Origin of the sequence: Neisseria wadsworthii 9715, from assembly GCF_000227765.1 — a bacterium.
Taxonomy (GTDB): Bacteria; Pseudomonadota; Gammaproteobacteria; order Burkholderiales; family Neisseriaceae; genus Neisseria; species Neisseria wadsworthii.
Window position 1 is genome coordinate 1,287,388 of the sequence record NZ_JH165159.1, and the last position, 18,708, is coordinate 1,306,095.

Genomic DNA, 18,708 nt, shown 5'->3' on the forward strand with positions numbered 1-18,708 from the left:
TTGTTTTATCAACCTGCTTTGCCGTCTACCCTCGGGCGCAGCAGCCACGGGGTATAGCGCCATGCATAAAGCATTAGCGACACGGCAAATAAGGCGGCGGAAAGTCTGATGCTGTGATCGTAGGCGGTAGGGTTAACCGTTGCCGTGAATGCAGCTACGGTGCGGATGGCAGTCGCTGCAAGCATCAGTACGAAAGCAGTTCCCATCAGTTTGGGCGCAGGGTAGAGCGGTCGGCCGGTGTGGCCCAGCGCAGTGCGCACCATCATCCCCACGGTTAGCATGCCGATGCCGCCCACAGCTACCAGATGCACGCCGGTACTCATCATTGCAGGCTTCCAGAAAGCCGTGCCCATTACTATCAGCCCCAAAGATGTAGCGGCATAGCCTGCGAACAGAATCCATAATAAAGGCTCGGCCAAGGCTTTGGGTTCGAACCAACGGCCTGTCTGAACCAAACCGATAATACCTGCGGCCAGTGCAAATAAAGAGGCGGGAAGCAATGCTGTGTTCAAACTCATTAACAACGCGGTAGCCATCGGCAGCAGCAATGCACTCAAGGCCAACCACATCGGGTTTGCCACTTGCTCTGTGCCCAATCTGCGCGAAGTGAAGAATGAAATAATCCGTGTACCTACCAGGCCGATAAAGCCGGCCACCATTACCAAGCCTGCCAGCAGCCCGTTGTGCAACGCGGCGGCATTGAAAGAGGATAGCTGTATGTGAAACAGCAATAAGGTTGTGCCGAATAAAAACAGGGCGGCCACGGCGATGTAATTGCGCGAATTGCGGCTGCGTACCACGGAAATGCCCATAAACCAAGCAGCCAACCAGAAAAATGCCACACCGAATAAGCCGGAGGCGGCTGCAAGCGGTGTAAAGGCAAACAGGCGCGAGAGCAGCCACAAGGCAACCAATGTAATCAACGCGCCGCCGCGAGTGGGCGGCTGCCCTGTCCAAGTGGCGGAGGCAGTCAGCAAGAACGCCACCACAATCGCACCTGAATAGCCCCATATCATTTCGTGGGCATGCCAGAAATAGGCGGGCAGAGTGGCAGTGCCTTGATAGCCGAAAGCCCAGAGCATCACAGACAAAGCGCCGTAAACAGCGGCAAGCGGGTAAAGCGGGCGGAAAGCCATGGCCCAAACGGGATGATGGGTAAAAGACATGGTGGTTCCTTATGGCGTGGTTAACGGCAGTTTAGGGTTCGGACAGGCAATGCTCGGTAATCTGCCCAAACAACACCCTTTCTTCAAATCGAGCATGGTCGCGCAAGGTTTGGGCGAATTGCAGGTTCCATTGCGGATCGTCAAAACGCGGATTGTTCAGCATCTCGCGCAACACGGCATGGTCTTGCTCGAAGCGCTCTTTCAAACCGGCATCGGGCAGCCGCTGCCAATAGGCGGCAAACCAGGCTTCTTCCTGTGTGAAATGCTCAAGCAAACCGGTTTTGTGCTGCTCGATATCTTGCGCGTGGTTCAGTTCGGGATTGCGCAGAATGCGTACGCACAAAGCCAGCGCGTGATGATGCTCTTGCGAAAGGCCGATAAGCTCCGGGTGGCGTTTCATGTGGGGTTCCTTATTTTCAGACAGGCATTGCCTTAACCGTGGCGTCTGATTATGCCTTTTGTGTATAATGTGCATATATTATGAAACTTTAGATAACAAACCGCAACTATGTATCTGACACAACATACCGACTTCGGGCTGAGGGTGTTGATTTACGCCGCAGTCAACGATGATGATTTGGTCAACATCAGTGAAATCGCCGGCATCTATCAAATTTCCAAAAGCCATTTGATGAAAGTGGTAACCGCTTTGGTTAAAGGCGGTTTTCTAACCAGCATACGCGGCAAGGGCGGCGGACTCAAGCTGGCGCGGCCTGCCGGGGAAATCAATATCGGGCAGGTTGTCCGCTGTTTGGAGCCTATGGTGTTGGTGGAGTGCATGGGCGACAAAAATAATTGCCTGCTCACGCCCGACTGCCGCTTGGCCGGCATATTGAGCGGCGCGGCGCAAGCCTTTTTGACGTATTTGGAAGGGTTTTCGCTGGCAGATTTGGTAAACAAACCCACTTTCCGGCTGCTTTACCGCGTGGATTCAGACAATCAGGCTGCCAGGTTATAACATTTATCGCAGCACAGAATGCCTGTCTGAAAAATGTTTCAGACAGGCATTCGGGCTAAATGAAGCCAATTCTGTTACACTTCTGTCTGTTTTCAGTTATCACGTTTTCTTATTTCCAAACACTATGAACATTCCGAAAAAACTCGTTATCGCCAGCCGCGAAAGCCGTTTGGCCATATGGCAGGCCGAGCATATTCAAGCACGTTTGCAGGCGCTTTATCCCGAGTGTGAAGTCAGCATTTTGGGCATGACCACGCGCGGCGACCAGATTCTCGATAAAACTTTGTCTAAAATCGGTGGTAAAGGCCTGTTTATTAAGGAGCTTGAACAAGCCTTGTTGGACGGCCGTGCCGATTTGGCCGTGCATTCCCTGAAAGACGTGCCGATGGAATTGCCGCAGGGCTTTGCGCTGGCGGCCATTACGGAGCGCGCCAGCCCGTTTGACGCTTTCGTGTCCAACCAATACGAACGTTTGGAAGATTTGCCCAAAGGTGCGGTAGTCGGCACTGCCAGCCTGCGCCGTGAGGCGCAATTGCGCGCGCGCTTTCCTCATTTGAACGTGCGCCCCTTGCGCGGTAATCTGCAAACCCGTTTGGAAAAGCTGGATAAAGGCGAATACGACGCCATCATTTTGGCAGAAGCCGGCTTGCAGCGTTTGGGGTTGGCCGATCGCATACGCACCGTTTTATCTCCTGCCGACAGCCTGCCAGCAGCAGGACAAGGTGTGTTGGGCATCGAAATCGCAGCGAACCGCTATGATTTGTTTGAAATATTAAATCCCCTGAATCATCCGCTCAGCAACGCCTGTGTTACTGCCGAGCGCGCACTGTCCCGTGCTTTGGGCGGCAGCTGCCAAATTCCATTGGCTGCTTATTGCACTCAAGAAGACGGCCTGCTTACCTTGCGCGGCATGGTCGGCCATCCCGACGGCTCGGTTATGCTGGAAGCATATGCGCAAGCCCCGTTGGCTTACGCCGATGCCTTAGGCCGAGCCGTTGCTAAAAAACTGGCTGACGATGGCGCGGAAGATCTGATTGCCGCCGTGTTGGGCGAGCAAAACACAAACAGTTGAAATACTTTTTCAGACAGGCATTTGAAAGCGAATGCCTGTCTGAAAACTTGGATTCAGATAAAACATTATGCCGACCATTCTGCTTGTCCGCCCCGCCGAACGTGCCGCTGCAGATGCATTGATTTGCAAAGCGGCAGGTTGGCGGGGCGTGCCGTTTAGTGTGCTTGAAATTGTGCCGGACGAAACGCAGTTGGCAGCATTGCCGGCGAAATATGATGTTGCCGATGCGGTGTTTTGGGTTAGCCCCAGCGCGGTTCAGACAGGCATTGCTGTTATCGACTTTGCATGCCTGTCTGAAAAACCGAATATTGCCGTGGGGCGGGCTACTGCAGATGCTTTGTGGCAGGCAGGCTGCACAACAGTTTATTCTCCGGAAAACGGCAACGACAGCGAAGCGGTTATCTGTTTGTCCGTTTGGCAGAATCTGCCACTCAATGCGCGGGTGTTGATTGTGCGCGGCAAAGGCGGGCGCCCTTATTTGGCTCAAGCCTTGAGTGAGCAGGGTATGCAGATTGAGTTTGCCGAAGTCTACCGGCGCGAGCTGAAAACGCCCGATTGGCAGGTTTTTGCTAAGGAAAAGCCTGATGCTGTTTGGATTACTTCGGTCGAAACCGTGAGGCAGTTTTTCTCTTCAATGCCGGATGAATTAGTGCAAGCAGCCAAATCCTTGTTATACTTTACGCATCACCCGCGTATTGCAGACGCTTTGCAGCAACATGGAGCCGCGCGGATTGAGCTGATTCAACAATTCGATGTGCCGAATTTAAACCGCTATACGGAGCAAGCCGATGAGCGATGAAAACGAGAAGAAAGAGCCGGTGCCGACACAATCTGCACCCGCACAACCAGAACCGCAACATGAAAATACAGGAAACATTATGAGCGAACCGAAACAAGAACATTTCCAGCACAATACACAACAGCCCGCTCCGGTGGTGATTAAACAATCGGGCAGCAGAGGTTTGGCTGCGGGTGCGCTCATTTTGGCGCTTTTAGGTTTGGGCGCAAGCGGCTTTCTGTTTGTGCAGGGTCAAAACGTATTGAAAAATCAAGAGCTGAACATTGAGCAAAAACTTGATAAAGCTGCATTGGGTGAAAGCCAGAACGCAGGCATGCTGCAAGATACCTTGCGCAAACAAGACAGCATTGCCGCAGCATTGGCAAAGTTGGATAGTGAAAACCGTCAAAATGCCGAAGGCGTAGCCAATGCCCAGCGCGCCTATCAGGAGCTGCTCAAAGGCCGGATAAACTGGCTGGTGGATGAAACTGAAGTTACTTTAAACGTAGCTGCGCAACAGCTTTTACTCACGGGCAATGTGCCCGTAGCAATAGAAGTGTTGGAAAGCGTGGAAAACCGTTTGAGCCGTTTCGACCAACCGGAATTATTGCCGATTAAGCAGGCGGTAAGCAGCGATTTGGCTGCTTTGAAAAACCGCACTTATTTGGATGTGTCCAGCGCATCATTGCGTCTTGACCGTTTGGAAAGCGCAGTTGCCGGGTTGCCGCTGGTGTTGGAAGGCACGCTCCGGCCTGGAGAGGCTGCGCCTGAAGTTGCAGCCGATACGGCTTTGACTTGGTGGGAAAACGCTTGGAACAAAACATTGGATAATCTGAAAGGTTTGGTGGAGGTGCGCAAGCTCAACAGCAACGATGCCATGCTGATTTCTCCTGAGCAGAATTTCTTTATTAAAGAAAACTTACGCTTGCGCCTGATGGATGCACGTTTTGCCCTGATGCAGCGCAACGGTGAAATTTACCAAACCGATTTGAATACAGCAGAGGGCGCAGTAAAACAATATTTCGACAGCCAATCTCCAGTAACGCAAACCTGGCTGAAAGAGCTTGCGGAATTGAAGGCGCTCGATGTTCGTTCTATTTCGGATGATTCGCTCAAAGCCAGTTTGCAGGCAGTGCGGAATTATCAGGATAGTATACGCACGCATCAGGGTACAGTTACTATCCCCGCTAATCCAAAAACGCAAGAGCAGCCAACTGCTTCTGCCTCGTCTGCAACATCAGCAGATGTTGCACCGCAGTCTGCCGCTTCTGATGCACCCGCTGCTGCATCTGAGCCGAAAGCCCAAAACGCTCCGGCTGCGTCTGATGCCAAAGCTGCACCGGAAAAGAAAACAGATAAGCCTGCCCAACCTTCTGCCGGCGGCGAAAAAGCTGCTAAAGGAGCATAAGCATGAAAAGCTTAATCTGGATTATCATTTTATTTGCCGTAGCGGTGGGCTTGGCAATAGCGTCAGGCATTTACACGGGCAATGTGTATATTGTGGTGGAACAAACACTGATGCGGGTTAACCTGCATGCCTTTATTCTCGGCTTATTGTTGGCCGTGGTGTTGCTCTATATTTTGGTGCGCATTGTTGCGGCATTTCTGAATATTCCCGGCAGTATGCAGCGTTTCGGAAACCGCCGCAAAGAACTGAAAGCAGGCAGCGACCTTCAAGCAGCGGGTTTGGCTTATTTTGAGGGCAAATTTCAAAAAGCGGAGCAGGAAGCGGCCAAAGTGCTGGCCAATAAAGAAGCCGGCAGTAACCGCTCATTGGCTTTGATGCTGGCAGCGCATGCAGCCGATTCCATGGACGATGTGGAGCTGCGCGACCGCTATCTGTCCGATATTGCCAAATTGCCGCATAAAGACCAGCTTTCCCGCTATTTGCTGTTGGCAGAAAGCGCGCTCAACCGCCGTGATTATCCGAAAGCGCTGGAAAATATTCAGGCTGCTGCGCAAATCAATCCCACGTTAACCCGTTTGGTCAAACTCAAATTGCGCTACGCATTTGATCACGGCGATGCGGCAGAAGTGTTGGATACTTCGGCCAAGCTGCAAAAAGCAGGCGCCATCAACGACCATGAAGCAAGCCAATATCAAGATTGGGCATACCGCCGCCTGCTGGCGATGGCAACCGACTCGGGCAGCTTGAAAGCTTGTCTGAAACGTGTTCCGGATTCATTGAAAGCTACTGATTTGTGTGTGTTGATTGCGGAGAAATATGAATCTTTGGGTTTATATAATCAGGCTGTTGCATGGGTAAGCAAATATTACCCGCAAACACGTAAAGCGGATTTATTGCCACCCTTCATCCAAAGTGTTCAATATTTGAGCGAACGCGAGCAGCGTAAAGCGATTGATATGACCACCCAGTGGCTGGAGCAGTATCCGGAAGATTCTCGCCTGTTAATGTATGTCGGGCAGTTGGCATATTCCCAGCAATTATGGGGAAAAGCACAAGGCTACTTGGAAGCGAGTTTGACATTGGCGCCAAGCATACAAGCCCGTTTGGCTTTGGCTAAAGTGTTTGATGTAACCGGTGAAACCCGTAAAGCTGAAGAGCAGCGTATGTTGGCTTTGGTAGGCGTGGAGCATGATGAGCGTGAAATGCTGCTGCCGAAAGAGGTAGAAAAAGCGTAAACGGATTGCCGTTCGCTACAATGCCTGTCTGAAAATTGTTTTCAGACAGGCATTTTGTTTTATACATCTGATGAAACTGGTGTTTACACTCCGCGTGCACGGTTTTCATGGAACTGGGCCTGCCAGTCGGCAAACTTACCCTGCTCGATGGCTTCACGCATTTCCGCCATAATCACTTGGTAAAAATGCAAATTATGAATGGTGTTTAACTGCGCGCCAAGAATTTCGCCTGTTTTGTGCAGATGGTGCAAATAGGCGCGGCTGAAGTTTTGGCAGGCATAGCAGGAGCAGCTTTCATCTATCGGACGGGTGTCGTGTTTATGCACTGCGTTTTTGATTTTCAAATCGCCAAAACGGGTAAAAAGCCAGCCGTTTCGGGCATTTCGAGTCGGCATAACACAATCGAACATATCCACACCGTGGGCCACGCCGCAGACCAAATCTTCCGGTGTGCCCACGCCCATTAAATAATGCGGCTTGTGTGCCGGCAATATCGGGCCGACGGCGCGCAGCATGCGGTACATTTCTGGTTTGGGTTCGCCGACAGAAAGGCCGCCAATGGCCAATCCGGGAAAGTCGAAAGCCTCCAAACCTTTTAGCGATTCCTCGCGCAAGTCTTCATACATCGCACCTTGAACAATGCCAAATAGTGCATTAGGGTTGCGCAAATCTTCAAATGCTTTTTTCGAGCGTTCTGCCCAGCGCAAACTCATTTGCAGCGATTTTCTTGCTTGCTCGTGAGTGGCTTCACCCGGAGTACATTCGTCCAGCTGCATCACGATATCGGAATTCAGCACGGTTTGGATTTTCATTGAAATTTCGGGCGACAAAAACAACTTATCACCATTAATAGGGCTTTTGAATGTGCAGCCCTCTTCAGTCAATTTGCGCATATCGGAAAGCGAAAATACTTGGAAACCGCCTGAGTCGGTAAGAATAGGTTTATTCCAACCGATAAATTGATGCAGCCCGCTGAATTGTTCGATCACTTCTAAACCCGGGCGTAACCATAAATGATAAGTATTGCCCAGGATAATTTGTGCCCTGATATCATGCAGGTTTTGCGGCGTCATGGCTTTAACCGAGCCGTAAGTGCCTACCGGCATAAAAACCGGTGTTTCGATGGTGCCGTGGTTGAGTTCCAGCGTGCCGCGCCGGGCGTGGCCGTCGGTTTTGTGTAGGGTAAATTTCAACATATTTATCGTCATATAATTAATTTGCCGCAGATTATAGCCGAAAACCTGAAACGCCTGTCTGAAAGCGCGTAAACATCTTGCCAGAAAAGCAAAAATAATCATATGTCCGCTTGCCAATCAATATGGCTATCGGCTAAAATTTCATGCTTGTTTGCACAGGCACATAGCTCAGTTGGTTAGAGCATCACCTTGACATGGTGGGGGTCGTTGGTTCGAATCCAATTGTGCCTACCAAATCAGTTAATTATTTTAAAACGGCCATATTTCGTTTGGCCGTTGTTTTGTAGGTTTTCGGAGTATTTTTTAATGTTGAACATCACCTTGCCCGACGGCTCAGTCCGCCAATACGAAGCCCCTGTAACAGTGGCGAAAATTGCTGCGTCTATCGGCTCGGGTTTGGCTAAAGCCACGGTTGCGGGCAAGGTAAACGGTGTGTTGGTGGATGCGTGCGACCCGATTAGCGAAGATGCAAGCGTGCAAATTATCACACCGAAAGATCAAGAAGGCGTAGAAATCATCCGCCACTCCTGTGCCCACTTGGTAGGCCATGCAGTTAAGCAGCTTTACCCTGATGCAAAAATGGTTATCGGCCCGGTAATTGAAGAAGGCTTTTACTACGATATCGCCACGGAAAAGCCGTTTACTCCGGATGATGTTGAGGCGATCGAAACGCGTATGAAACAGCTGATTGCTCAAGATTATGATGTAATCAAAGTTATGACACCGCGCGCAGAGGCTGTAAAAACTTTCGAGGGGCGCGGAGAGGAATACAAGCTTCGTTTGATTGAAGATATGCCAGAAGTGGAAGCAATGGGCTTGTATCATCATCAAGAATATGTCGATATGTGCCGCGGCCCGCATGTGCCTAATACACGATTCTTAAAGCACTTTAAGCTAACCAAGCTCGCAGGTGCTTATTGGCGGGGTGACAGCAATAATGAAATGCTGCAACGTATTTACGGTACTGCCTGGGCCAGCAAAGACGACCTCAAAGCCTATATCACGCGCATGGAAGAGGCGGAAAAACGTGATCACCGTAAATTGGGTAAGCAGCTTGATTTGTTTCATTTGCAAGACGAAGCGCCGGGTATGGTATTCTGGCACCCGCGTGGTTGGACTTTATGGCAGGTTATTGAGCAGCATATGCGCAAAGAACTTGATGCCGCAGGTTATCAAGAAATTAAAACCCCGTTGATGATGGATAAAACCTTCTGGGAAAAATCCGGCCACTGGGAAAATTATCAGGAAAATATGTTCGTTACCGAATCGGAAAAACGAACTTATGCCGTTAAACCTATGAACTGCCCCGGCCACGTTCAGATTTTTAACCATACCCTGCGTTCTTATCGCGATCTGCCCATGCGCTTGGCGGAGTTTGGCTCTTGTCATCGCAATGAGCCTTCCGGCGCCTTGCATGGTTTGATGCGCGTGCGTGGCTTTGTGCAGGATGATGCGCATATTTTCTGTACCGAAGAGCAGATTACACAAGAAGCCAAGGCATTTAACGAATTGGTTATGAAAGTGTATAAGCAGTTCGGCTTTGATAATGTAAGCGTGAAACTGTCGCTGCGTCCTGAAAAACGTGCCGGTTCAGATGAAACTTGGGATAAGGCCGAGCAAGGTTTGCGTGAGGCGTTGACTGCTTGCAATATCGAATGGGAAGAATTGCCCGGCGAGGGGGCTTTCTACGGTCCTAAAGTTGAATATCATATTAAAGATGCCATCGGCCGTTCATGGCAATGCGGTACGATCCAGCTGGACTTTGTTTTGCCGGAGCGTTTGGGTGCAGAATATGTGACCGAAGATAATGGTCGAGCCCGTCCTGTAATGTTGCATCGTGCGATTCTCGGTTCTATGGAGCGCTTTATCGGGATTCTGATTGAAAACCACGCAGGTTCTTTTCCGTTGTGGCTTGCGCCTGTGCAAATGGTGGTGATGAATATCACAGAGAAACAAGCAGACTATTGTCGTGAAGTAGTCGAAAAATTGTGTGCTGCGGGCTTTCGTGCCGAACTGGATTTGCGTAACGAGAAAATCGGCTACAAAATCCGCGATAACAGTCAATACCGTTATCCCTATCAAATTGTTGTGGGCGATAAAGAAAAAGAAAACGGCCACGTTGCCGTGCGCCGAAAAGCGGAGGACTTGGGCAGCCTTTCCGTAGATGAATTTATCGCTCGTTTGAATGAAGAATTGAAAACAGAGTTTTAATCCTGATTCAAGTTGACAGGATGAAATGCCTATCTGAAAAAAGTTTCAGACAGGCATTTGCAAGTTAAGGTGGAATTTACCGGCCGGTTGAAACCGGGCTGGTAATATTAAACCTAAATAAAGTTTAGGGCTGTATGGATAGAAGCCCTGTTAACCTAGTAATTTTTATAAGGAGTATAGTCATCGCACAAGAACGCGAAGCACGAATCAACGGTGAAATCACCGCAAAAGAAGTGCGCTTAATCAGTGGCTCAGGCGAACAGCTTGGCATCGTTTCATTACGCGACGCTCTGGCTATGTCGGAAGAGCAAGATGTGGATTTGGTTGAAATTTCTCCAACTGCAAAGCCGCCTGTGTGCAAACTCATGGATTTTGGCAAATATAAATACGAGCAATCGAAAAAACGTGACGAAGCCAAGAAAAAACAAAAACAGGTGCAAATCAAAGAAATCAAATTCCGTCCCGGCACAGATGAGGGCGATTACCAAATCAAAATGCGCAATATCAACCGCTTTTTAGAGGATGGCGATAAAGTAAAAGTTACTTTGCGTTTCCGCGGCAGGGAGATGGCTCATCAGGAATTTGGTGCGCAATTGCTTGAACGGGTTAAAGAAGATTTGGCGGAAGTGGCGACTATCGAGCAGTTTCCGAAAATGGAAGGCCGTCAAATGGTTATGATGATTGCGCCGAAAAAGAAATAAGGCTATAATTTAAAACTTGCTTTGATTTGCCGCGTTAGAGCAGGTTCACTTAGCGGCGAAAACCGTGATATAGGGGTTTCAAGTATTTTTGAACAAGATTCAAAATCCCCTTATATCTTATCTAATAAATGATATGGAGTATCCCCATGCCTAAAATGAAAACCAAGTCAAGCGCTAAGAAACGCTTTAAAGTACTGGGTAACGGTGGAGTGAAACGCGCCCATGCGTTTAAACGCCACATTCTGACCAAGAAAACCACTAAAAACAAACGCCAATTACGCGGTACCGCTATGGTAAATGATCGTGATTTGGCTTCTGTTGCTAAAATGTTACCCTACGCTTAAGGAGTTTAAAATATGCCACGCGTAAAACGCGGTGTAACCGCACGTGCCCGTCATAAAAAAGTATTAGCGTTAGCCAAAGGTTATCGCGGTCGTCGCAAAAACGTCTATCGTGTTGCCAAACAAGCGGTAATGAAAGCCGGTCAATATGCTTACCGTGACCGTCGCCAACGCAAACGTCAGTTCCGTCAATTGTGGATTGTCCGTATTAATGCAGGTGCCCGTCAAAACGGCTTGTCTTACAGCAAATTCATGAACGGCCTGAAACGCGCCGCTATTGAAATCGACCGTAAAGTATTGGCTGACTTGGCTGTATTCGATAAAGCAGCATTTGCACAACTGGTAGAAAAAGCTAAAGCTGCTTTGGCTTAATATCTCATCCGGTTTTATCAAAAAAGGAAACTTAGGTTTCCTTTTTTTAATTTCGGATGAGTGCTAAAAAACAGCATCATGCTACTGTTTTTTAAAATATATTTGCGTTACAATACCTGATTTTTCAGATAGGCATTTATGCCTTTCTGTTGCCAATATCGATGGTGTGATTCCGACACTATTAAAACAATATAGTTTTAACTACCCATTTGAAAATACTGCATTATGCCAAACGTAGACCAAATTGCAGCTGCCGGCATTGCTGCCGTGGAATCTGCCCAAGATTTCAATTCCTTAGAGCTTATTAAAGCGCAATATATGGGGAAAACCGGCGAATTAAACCTTTTGCTAAAACAGCTTGGTCAAATGTCGCCGGAAGAGCGTAAAACCGCCGGTGCTCATATTAATGAATGTAAAAACCGCTTTCAAGAAGCTTATAACAACAAACGTGATGCGTTAAATGCGGCCAAGCTGGAAGCCCAGCTGGCAGCGGAGGCTTTGGATGTTACTTTGCCGGGTCGGGGTCAAAGCGATGGTGGGCTGCATCCGGTAACTTTAACGCTTCAGCGGGTGGTTGAGCTGTTTCACGGAATGGGTTTCGAGGTTGCCGATGGGCCTGAAATCGAGGACGATTTTCATAATTTCCAAGCCCTGAACATTCCTCAGAATCATCCCGCACGCGCGATGCAGGATACTTTTTATGTTGAAAACGGTGATGTTTTGCGCACCCACACTTCGCCGATTCAGATTCGTTATATGCTGGATAAAAAAGAGCCTCCAATTCGGATTATTGCGCCCGGGCGCGTGTATCGGGTGGATTCCGATGCTACGCATTCTCCCATGTTTCATCAGGCTGAAGGTTTGTGGGTAGAAGAAGGCGTGACGATGGCGGATTTGAAAGCGGTATTCACTGATTTTATTCGCAGATTCTTTGAGCGTGATGATTTGCAAGTGCGCTTCCGTCCTTCATTTTTCCCATTTACCGAGCCGTCTGCAGAAATCGACATTATGGGTGATAACGGCAAATGGCTTGAGGTGGGAGGCTGCGGCATGGTACACCCGAATGTGTTGAATAATGTGAACATTGATCCTGAAAAATATACCGGTTTTGCTTTTGGTATCGGTTTGGATCGTTTTGCTATGTTGCGCTACGGTATCAATGATTTGCGCTTGTTTTTTGACAATGATCTGAATTTCTTGCAGCAGTTTAGATAACGCGCGGTTAGTGGATTATGAACCGTTTTCAGACAGGCCTTATTTTTAAGTTAAGAAAACAAAATGCCTGTCGGAAAATGCAGTTTGCCAATACTTTTGAATACCGTTAAATCAATCAATATCTGAAATAAAGCGAGATTAAACATGCAGTTTTCCTACTCATGGCTGAAAACACAAGCCGATCCCAATCTTTCCGCTGATGAATTTGCCCACTTGTTGACAATGTCCGGCCTTGAGGTGGAAGAAGCCGATAGAGCAGCTCCTGATTTTACAGGTGTGGTTGTTGCAGAAGTTAAATCTGTAGCAAAACATCCTGATGCAGACCGTTTGAATGTTACCCAGGTAGATGCAGGTACGGGTGAGCTGATTCAAATCGTTTGCGGAGCACCGAATGTCCAGGCAGGCATTAAAGTACCGTGTGCCTTGCCGGGTGCGGTATTGCCAGGTAACTTTAAAATCAAACCCACGAAAATGCGGGGGCAAACTTCCAACGGCATGTTGTGTTCGGCAAAAGAATTAGGCCTGTCTGAAGATGCAAGCGGTTTGTTGGTGTTGTCTGCCGATGCGCCGGTAGGAAAAAATATCCGTGATTATCTGGATTTGGATGATACGGTATTCACGCTGAAAATCACGCCTAACCGCGCGGATTGCCTGAGCATTAAGGGCTTAGCGCGGGAAGTTGCCGCTTTAACGCAATGCGAAAACCATTTGCCGAATATTATGGCCGCCAAAATCACCAGTACAAAAATTCAGCCCGTGCGTATCGATGCGTCTGCGGATTGCGGCCGCTTCATCAGCCGAGTAATTGAAAATGTGAATGCTAAGGCGGCAACACCTGAATGGATGAAGCAGCGCTTGGCACGTAGCGGTATCCGCTCGATTTCCGCTTTGGTTGATATAGGCAACTATGTGATGCTGGAGCTAGGCCAGCCTATGCATATTTTTGATGCGGACAAATTAAGCGGCAGCATTATTGTCCGCAGGGCCAGAGAAGGCGAAGAGTTGGTTTGTTTGAATGAGAAAACTGTATGCCTGTCTGAAAACACTTTGGTTATTGCTGATGAGAAAAATGCACTTAGCATGGCCGGTTTAATGGGTGGTGAGTCCAGTGCGGTTTCTGATGATACGCAAAATATTGTATTGGAATCGGCTTGGTTTAAGCCGGAAATTATTGCCGGAAAATCCCGCCAATACGGTTTCGGTTCCGACTCTTCTTTCCGCTTTGAAAGAGGTGTGGACTGGACTTTGCAAGCCGATGCCATAGAGCGGGCTACGGAATTGGTGGTACAAATCTGTGGCGGGCAAGTTGGCGAAATGCAGGAAGCAGCGGGCAAACTGCCTGCACAAAATACGGTGAGCCTGCGTTTGGCGCGTGTAGAGAAAATATTGGGTGTACATATACCTGTTGAAAAAATCGAAACCATCTTGAGGAATTTGGGGCTGAATCCGGTTGCGACATCTGATGGTTTTCAGGTGACCGCACCAAGTTTCCGCTTTGATATCGAAATCGAAGCAGATCTGATTGAAGAAATCGGCCGCGTATATGGTTATGAAAATATTCCTGATGACTACACGTCAGGCCGCTTGAAGATGTTGCGTTTACCCGAAACTCAAAAATCACGTTTCAGTATTTATAGCCACATGGCTGCGCGCGGTTATCAGGAAGTGGTGAGTTATGCATTTGTGAACGAGCAATGGGAAGCGGATTTTGCCGCTAATGATGCCCCTATCCGCCTGCAAAACCCACTGGCTGCACAATTTAGCGTGATGCGTTCTACCTTGATCGGCGGGCTGGTTGAGATTCTTCAAAACAACCTGAACCGCAAACAAAACCGCGTGCGCATATTTGAAGTGGCCCGGGTTTTCAATAAAACTGCCGATGGCAGATTCTCGCAAAATGAAAGAATCGGGGCGTTGGTGTACGGTTCGGCCAAGCCCGAGCAGTGGGCGGAAAAAAACAGACCGGTTGATTTTTATGACCTGAAAGCAGATGTGGAAAGCCTATTGGCAGGTAAAAACGCGCATTTTATTAAAGCGGAGCATCCGGCTTTGCATCCGGGGAGAACGGCAGAAATCCGGATTAACGGCAATACCGTCGGGTTTATGGGCGAGCTGCATCCGCAATGGCTGCAAAAATATGATTTGCCGCAAGCCGCGTTGCTATTTGAATTGGACGTGGCCGCCGTAAGCAATACGGAAAAAGCGGTTTACCAGCCGGTTTCCAAATTCCAGCCGGTGCGGCGCGATTTGGCTTTTGTGATGCCTGAAAGCGTTTGCCACGCTGATTTAATCCGAGCTTTGCAAACAGTGAACAACCCGCTGATTCAGGAAATTAGCGTGTTTGACGTATATCGCGGTACAGGCCTGCCTGAAGGAATGAAGAGCATTGCGGTGAAAGTGATTCTGCAAGGTTTCGATACCACGCTGACCGATGCGGAGGTGGAACCTGTTATGGCGGAATTGGTTAAAGCGGCGGAAACGACAGGCGCTGTTTTGAGGGCTTAAATATTTAGTATTCGCTTGAATTTTAAGTGAAAATTAGTGATAATTCTCTATTGTTTCAAAAAGAAGGTAATCAAATGACTTTAACGAAAGCCGAATTAGCCGACATCTTGGTGGAAAAAGTAAGCAACGTATCCAAAAACGATGCAAAAGAGATTGTTGAGCTTTTCTTTGAAGAAATCCGCACCACTTTGGAGCGCGGTGAAGAGATCAAAATCTCAGGCTTCGGCAATTTTCAATTACGCGACAAACCTCAACGTCCCGGCCGCAATCCGAAAACCGGCGAAGAAGTGCCGATTTCTGCCCGCCGCGTGGTAACGTTCCACGCAAGCCAAAAATTAAAAGGCATGGTAGAACACTATTATGACAAACAAAACTAACACATTGCCCCCTTTGCCCGCCAAGCGTTATTTTACTTTGATGGAAGTATGCGAACTGGTGCAAATCAGCCCTGCGCAATTTGCCGAATGGCAGAATGCAAACGGTGTTGTCATTGGTTATGGCGGTGAATTTTATACCCGTCAAGATGTGGTGAAGCTTCGTCAGCTTAAAGGCACTTTTGCGCCTTTTATTGACGAATTTAACCACAATGCACTTGATGCCGAAGGCAAGCCCGCTGCGGATGCCCAAGAGGTGAGGGAAGCGTTGGAGCAGATGTTGGGCAATGTTGAAAAAGCCCTTGCCAAGCAATAGCGTTTTCCATATAATTTCAGACTTTCTTGAGTCGGAGTGTGGCGCAGTCTGGTAGCGCACTTGCATGGGGTGCAAGGGGTCGAAGGTTCGAATCCTTTCACTCCGACCAAAATCAAATTTGAAACCCAGCTTTATTAAAAGCTGGGTTTTTCATTTTTCGGCCTATAAAGCAGGCAAGCTTATTTTTGATACAAGGCAGCGAGCCGAAGATAGTTAAGCCAGCCTGCCAGCAAGGGCAACAGCACATATAAAACCGTGCTTAAAATCAAGGTATTCCACGGAATCTCTATGTCGCTTACGCCGAGCAATACGCCTGCAATCGGAGCATACGCCACAATCATAATCAAATCATTGACCGAAACCTGCACCAAAGTGTAATTGGGGTCGCCTTTGACCAGTTGCGACCACACAAACACCATTGCCGTACACGGTGCCACGCCCAGCAAAATCATGCCGGCAATGTATTCTTGTGCCGACTGTGCGTCCACCCAACCTGCAAAAAACACCCGAAAAAACAACCAGCCCACAAGTGCCATCGTAAAAGGCTGTTATCAAGCTATGGCATTCATCTGCTTTGATGGTGGTTAAAAATTGCCCAAGCCTTTTAAGATGGGGCAGTCGGGATTGTCATCGCCCCCGCAGGCATCGCTCCACGCTTGCAGGGTGTGTTGCATTGATTTTAATTCTTTGATTTTATTGGATAAAAAATCAATATGACTGGCGGTGAGCGTTTTGACCTGAGCACTTGTGCGGTGTGGATTGTCTTGCAGTGCCAAAAGCTCGCCAATCTGTGCAAGCGAAAAACCGACGCTGCGGGCTTTGGCGATGAATTTTAGCCGAGCGATGTCATTGGAGTTATAAATCCGATAACCTGCTTCACTGCGTGATGGGTTAATTAATAAGCCTGCTTTTTCATAATCACGGATTTGTTTGACGGAAAGTTGGGTAGATTTAGACGCTTGTCCGATGTTCATTGTTGCTCCTTATTGAGTGGTGTGTAAAAAAATGTTATCAAGTAAAAATAACCCTTGACCCTAACGCAAGGTTAGGGTTTATGATACGCACATCAAAACAAAAAAGCAATGCTTTTAATCGCTTAAAAGCACTTTGTTTTGATAATCCACTTTAACTTAACATTCGGAGAAACTGTTATGAACGCTGATTTTGTTCAAAACCGACACGCCCATTGCGGCTGCCAGTCTTGCACGGGGCAAAACTGCCGTCCGGACTGCCAATGCCAAAACGGCAAGCCCTGCATTTGTGATGACTGCACTTGCAACGGCTGTGCGTGTGAATCGTAAAACCAAATAGTGAAATGGACATTGGGCGAATCTGTCATTTGCCCAATGTTATCAATGCCCATTTTGACAAGGAGAATCCAATGACATTCATCAAAAACCGTGCCGTACATCTTGTCGCTGCCGCTGTTGTTTTGGCGACTTTAACCGCTTGTGCCGACGGCAAAAACGAAGTGCCGACGCACTCGATGGTGGGCGACAATAACCACACCCAAACCACCCACGACAGCCCAAATAACCAAAACGAGCACGCAGCGGTGAACCACGCTAATATGAACCACTCTGCTATGGCGATGGACACTCAAAATGCTCCGCCCCATACCCAAGCCTATCTTGCAATGATGAACAAGATGGGCGATGAGATGAGCAAAGCGGGCAATCTTGCCGATGCTGATACCGCTTTTGCCAAAGGTATGATTCCGCACCATATCGGAGCAGTTGAGATGGCAAAAGTACAGCTTGAATTTGGCAAAGACGAAACAATGAGAAAACTTGCCCAAGTGATTATTGATGGGCAACAAAGTGAAATCGACCTGATGAACGCTTGGCTGGCGGGTAAAGACACCGCAACCCAAAACCCGCAAGCCCCGCACGCCAAGGCCTATGCCGCAGACAAGGCGCACCACGAGGCGATGATGGCGGCAATCAATGAGCCAAACCCTGATGTTGCCTTTGCTAAAGCAATGATTCCGCATCATCAAGGGGCGGTCGAGATGGCAAAAGTGCAATTACAGTTCGGCAAAGACGAAAAAATGAAAAAGCTCGCTCAAGACGTCATAAAAGCCCAAGAACCTGAAATCAAGCTGATGCAAGACTGGCTAAAACAGTAGGGGCAATAAAGCAAAAGCACCGCTTTTGATAAAGCGGTGTTTTTTACTTTAAAAAACTTTCAGGCTGCCTGAAAAATTTATATTTCCAAAAATGAAAACCAACTTTCCAAAAAAACGCCATTCCATTGCCAATTATAAAATTTTAGGGGCTTAGGAAGCAAAAATATTAAATTGGGTTATTTCGAAGCATCTTCATTAATGTTTTACCTAAATCTTCATGCCGGTGGTTAAACCTAAACTCCGTTTCTTTGAGATGCAGATAAAACATTTCTTTGGAAATACCATGAAATTTAGCCAAACGCCCCTTAGCATAACTCCAAAAAGATTCAATACCATTGATATGTTGCTTTCCTCGAGCAAACTCATTGGAACCGTGATGGACACGGTAATGCTTCTCATAGCCCATATCGACAAGACCGTCATATGCTTTCCAGCCGTCAGTATTGATTTCACTGTCAGCAGATATGCGGCCACGTATGACCTTGATTAGTGAGGCTTTCGAAGCGTTGGGAACAATTTCCGTATAGACCACGCCATTTCGTTTCAGTATGCCAAATACGATGGTTTTACCTGAAGCCCCGCGACCGCGCTTACCTCTGATACGTCGTGCGCCAAAGTAAGATTCATCTAGTTCGACAATACCGGACAACAGTAGTACAGGACTGATTTTGTTACAGCTTCAGCAGCTTGCAAAATCGTTCTCTTTGAGCTAAAGCGCAGCAATACCTTAGC

At 48.1% G+C, this 18,708-nt stretch carries 19 protein-coding genes, 2 tRNA genes and 1 pseudogene; 16 read left to right on the forward strand and 6 right to left on the reverse strand.

Going from position 1 to position 18,708, the window contains the following annotated elements:
• Positions 1-8: 8 nt before the first annotated feature.
• Positions 9-1,166: an NnrS family protein gene (locus HMPREF9370_RS05835; RefSeq protein ID WP_009116455.1), complete on the reverse strand. Its 1,158-nt coding sequence runs from the start codon at positions 1,164-1,166 to the stop codon at positions 9-11.
• A 31-nt stretch (positions 1,167-1,197) separates the two neighbouring features.
• The gene (locus tag HMPREF9370_RS05840; RefSeq protein WP_009116456.1) at positions 1,198-1,566 is read right to left on the reverse strand and encodes a hypothetical protein; all 369 of its coding nucleotides are present in this window, start codon (positions 1,564-1,566) and stop codon (positions 1,198-1,200) included.
• A 108-nt stretch (positions 1,567-1,674) separates the two neighbouring features.
• Here HMPREF9370_RS05840 and HMPREF9370_RS05845 point away from each other — a divergent pair, with 108 nt between their 5' ends.
• From HMPREF9370_RS05845 to HMPREF9370_RS05865, 5 genes are all read left to right on the forward strand, one after another.
• Positions 1,675-2,124, forward strand: coding sequence for an RrF2 family transcriptional regulator (locus HMPREF9370_RS05845; RefSeq protein ID WP_009116457.1), 450 nt, complete (start codon positions 1,675-1,677; stop codon positions 2,122-2,124).
• A 124-nt stretch (positions 2,125-2,248) separates the two neighbouring features.
• Complete coding sequence (hemC, locus tag HMPREF9370_RS05850; RefSeq protein ID WP_009116458.1) at positions 2,249-3,196, forward strand: hydroxymethylbilane synthase; 948 nt, start codon at positions 2,249-2,251, stop codon at positions 3,194-3,196.
• A gap of 67 nt (positions 3,197-3,263) precedes the next feature.
• Positions 3,264-3,995, forward strand: coding sequence for a uroporphyrinogen-III synthase (locus tag HMPREF9370_RS11795; RefSeq protein ID WP_009116459.1), 732 nt, complete (start codon positions 3,264-3,266; stop codon positions 3,993-3,995).
• Entirely contained in the window at positions 3,985-5,382 is a 1,398-nt protein-coding gene (locus HMPREF9370_RS11625) for a uroporphyrinogen-III C-methyltransferase (RefSeq protein ID WP_009116460.1), read from the forward strand. Before HMPREF9370_RS11795 ends, HMPREF9370_RS11625 begins: the two co-directional genes overlap by 11 nt.
• Before the next feature lie 2 nt (positions 5,383-5,384).
• Entirely contained in the window at positions 5,385-6,617 is a 1,233-nt protein-coding gene (locus HMPREF9370_RS05865) for a heme biosynthesis HemY N-terminal domain-containing protein (RefSeq protein WP_009116461.1), read from the forward strand.
• An 83-nt stretch (positions 6,618-6,700) separates the two neighbouring features.
• Here the strand turns inward: HMPREF9370_RS05865 and tgt are convergent, their stop codons facing one another.
• Positions 6,701-7,813 (reverse strand): tRNA guanosine(34) transglycosylase Tgt, encoded by a 1,113-nt coding sequence (tgt, locus tag HMPREF9370_RS05870; RefSeq protein ID WP_040667499.1) that lies wholly within the window; start codon positions 7,811-7,813, stop codon positions 6,701-6,703.
• Between the two features lie 157 nt (positions 7,814-7,970).
• Here tgt and HMPREF9370_RS05875 point away from each other — a divergent pair.
• The 10 genes from HMPREF9370_RS05875 to HMPREF9370_RS05920 all read left to right on the forward strand — a co-directional run bounded on the left by HMPREF9370_RS05875 (position 7,971) and on the right by HMPREF9370_RS05920 (position 15,957).
• Positions 7,971-8,047 (forward strand) — tRNA-Val (locus HMPREF9370_RS05875).
• Between the two features lie 72 nt (positions 8,048-8,119).
• A complete protein-coding gene (gene thrS, locus HMPREF9370_RS05880; protein WP_009116463.1) occupies positions 8,120-10,024 on the forward strand; it encodes a threonine--tRNA ligase in 1,905 nt (634 codons plus the stop codon).
• A gap of 134 nt (positions 10,025-10,158) precedes the next feature.
• Complete coding sequence (gene infC, locus HMPREF9370_RS05885; RefSeq protein WP_009116464.1) at positions 10,159-10,725, forward strand: translation initiation factor IF-3; 567 nt, start codon at positions 10,159-10,161, stop codon at positions 10,723-10,725.
• Between the two features lie 146 nt (positions 10,726-10,871).
• On the forward strand, positions 10,872-11,069 hold the full coding sequence (gene rpmI, locus HMPREF9370_RS05890; protein WP_040666974.1) for a 50S ribosomal protein L35: 198 nt from the start codon (positions 10,872-10,874) through the stop codon (positions 11,067-11,069).
• A 12-nt stretch (positions 11,070-11,081) separates the two neighbouring features.
• Positions 11,082-11,438, forward strand: coding sequence for a 50S ribosomal protein L20 (gene rplT, locus HMPREF9370_RS05895; protein WP_009116466.1), 357 nt, complete (start codon positions 11,082-11,084; stop codon positions 11,436-11,438).
• A gap of 225 nt (positions 11,439-11,663) precedes the next feature.
• On the forward strand, positions 11,664-12,653 hold the full coding sequence (gene pheS / locus HMPREF9370_RS05900; protein ID WP_009116467.1) for a phenylalanine--tRNA ligase subunit alpha: 990 nt from the start codon (positions 11,664-11,666) through the stop codon (positions 12,651-12,653).
• A gap of 144 nt (positions 12,654-12,797) precedes the next feature.
• A complete protein-coding gene (gene pheT / locus HMPREF9370_RS05905; protein WP_009116468.1) occupies positions 12,798-15,158 on the forward strand; it encodes a phenylalanine--tRNA ligase subunit beta in 2,361 nt (786 codons plus the stop codon).
• Between the two features lie 74 nt (positions 15,159-15,232).
• Positions 15,233-15,535, forward strand: a complete 303-nt coding sequence (locus HMPREF9370_RS05910) for an integration host factor subunit alpha (protein ID WP_040666975.1) — start codon at positions 15,233-15,235, stop codon at positions 15,533-15,535.
• The gene (locus tag HMPREF9370_RS05915) at positions 15,519-15,848 is read left to right on the forward strand and encodes a hypothetical protein (RefSeq protein ID WP_009116470.1); all 330 of its coding nucleotides are present in this window, start codon (positions 15,519-15,521) and stop codon (positions 15,846-15,848) included. Before HMPREF9370_RS05910 ends, HMPREF9370_RS05915 begins: the two co-directional genes overlap by 17 nt.
• 32 nt (positions 15,849-15,880) lie before the next feature.
• Positions 15,881-15,957 (forward strand) — tRNA-Pro (locus tag HMPREF9370_RS05920).
• A 70-nt stretch (positions 15,958-16,027) separates the two neighbouring features.
• Here HMPREF9370_RS05920 and HMPREF9370_RS05925 read toward each other — a convergent pair.
• Positions 16,028-16,384, reverse strand: coding sequence for an arsenic resistance protein (locus HMPREF9370_RS05925; protein ID WP_009116471.1), 357 nt, complete (start codon positions 16,382-16,384; stop codon positions 16,028-16,030).
• A 48-nt stretch (positions 16,385-16,432) separates the two neighbouring features.
• The gene (gene cueR / locus HMPREF9370_RS05930; protein WP_009116472.1) at positions 16,433-16,822 is read right to left on the reverse strand and encodes a Cu(I)-responsive transcriptional regulator; all 390 of its coding nucleotides are present in this window, start codon (positions 16,820-16,822) and stop codon (positions 16,433-16,435) included.
• 407 nt (positions 16,823-17,229) lie between these two features.
• Here cueR and copM point away from each other — a divergent pair, with 407 nt between their 5' ends.
• Positions 17,230-17,976, forward strand: a complete 747-nt coding sequence (gene copM / locus HMPREF9370_RS05935; RefSeq protein ID WP_040666976.1) for a CopM family metallochaperone — start codon at positions 17,230-17,232, stop codon at positions 17,974-17,976.
• Between the two features lie 166 nt (positions 17,977-18,142).
• Here copM and HMPREF9370_RS05940 read toward each other — a convergent pair.
• Positions 18,143-18,625 (reverse strand): annotated as a pseudogene (locus tag HMPREF9370_RS05940) (IS1595 family transposase); the annotation flags it as partial.
• Positions 18,626-18,708 lie beyond the last annotated feature (83 nt).

Excerpts from the sequence above, each read along its gene's own strand:
- HMPREF9370_RS05835 (WP_009116455.1), bottom strand. The coding sequence starts at position 1,166 with ATGTCTTTTACCCATCATCCCGTTTGGGCCATGGCTTTCCGCCCGCTT.
- HMPREF9370_RS05840 (WP_009116456.1), bottom strand. The coding sequence starts at position 1,566 with ATGAAACGCCACCCGGAGCTTATCGGCCTTTCGCAAGAGCATCATCAC.
- HMPREF9370_RS05845 (WP_009116457.1), top strand. The coding sequence starts at position 1,675 with ATGTATCTGACACAACATACCGACTTCGGGCTGAGGGTGTTGATTTAC.
- hemC (WP_009116458.1), top strand. The coding sequence starts at position 2,249 with ATGAACATTCCGAAAAAACTCGTTATCGCCAGCCGCGAAAGCCGTTTG.
- HMPREF9370_RS11795 (WP_009116459.1), top strand. The coding sequence starts at position 3,264 with ATGCCGACCATTCTGCTTGTCCGCCCCGCCGAACGTGCCGCTGCAGAT.
- HMPREF9370_RS11625 (WP_009116460.1), top strand. The coding sequence starts at position 3,985 with ATGAGCGATGAAAACGAGAAGAAAGAGCCGGTGCCGACACAATCTGCA.
- HMPREF9370_RS05865 (WP_009116461.1), top strand. The coding sequence starts at position 5,385 with ATGAAAAGCTTAATCTGGATTATCATTTTATTTGCCGTAGCGGTGGGC.
- tgt (WP_040667499.1), bottom strand. The coding sequence starts at position 7,813 with ATGTTGAAATTTACCCTACACAAAACCGACGGCCACGCCCGGCGCGGC.
- thrS (WP_009116463.1), top strand. The coding sequence starts at position 8,120 with ATGTTGAACATCACCTTGCCCGACGGCTCAGTCCGCCAATACGAAGCC.
- infC (WP_009116464.1), top strand. The coding sequence starts at position 10,159 with ATGGATAGAAGCCCTGTTAACCTAGTAATTTTTATAAGGAGTATAGTC.
- rpmI (WP_040666974.1), top strand. The coding sequence starts at position 10,872 with ATGCCTAAAATGAAAACCAAGTCAAGCGCTAAGAAACGCTTTAAAGTA.
- rplT (WP_009116466.1), top strand. The coding sequence starts at position 11,082 with ATGCCACGCGTAAAACGCGGTGTAACCGCACGTGCCCGTCATAAAAAA.
- pheS (WP_009116467.1), top strand. The coding sequence starts at position 11,664 with ATGCCAAACGTAGACCAAATTGCAGCTGCCGGCATTGCTGCCGTGGAA.
- pheT (WP_009116468.1), top strand. The coding sequence starts at position 12,798 with ATGCAGTTTTCCTACTCATGGCTGAAAACACAAGCCGATCCCAATCTT.
- HMPREF9370_RS05910 (WP_040666975.1), top strand. The coding sequence starts at position 15,233 with ATGACTTTAACGAAAGCCGAATTAGCCGACATCTTGGTGGAAAAAGTA.
- HMPREF9370_RS05915 (WP_009116470.1), top strand. The coding sequence starts at position 15,519 with ATGACAAACAAAACTAACACATTGCCCCCTTTGCCCGCCAAGCGTTAT.
- HMPREF9370_RS05925 (WP_009116471.1), bottom strand. The coding sequence starts at position 16,384 with ATGGCACTTGTGGGCTGGTTGTTTTTTCGGGTGTTTTTTGCAGGTTGG.
- cueR (WP_009116472.1), bottom strand. The coding sequence starts at position 16,822 with ATGAACATCGGACAAGCGTCTAAATCTACCCAACTTTCCGTCAAACAA.
- copM (WP_040666976.1), top strand. The coding sequence starts at position 17,230 with ATGACATTCATCAAAAACCGTGCCGTACATCTTGTCGCTGCCGCTGTT.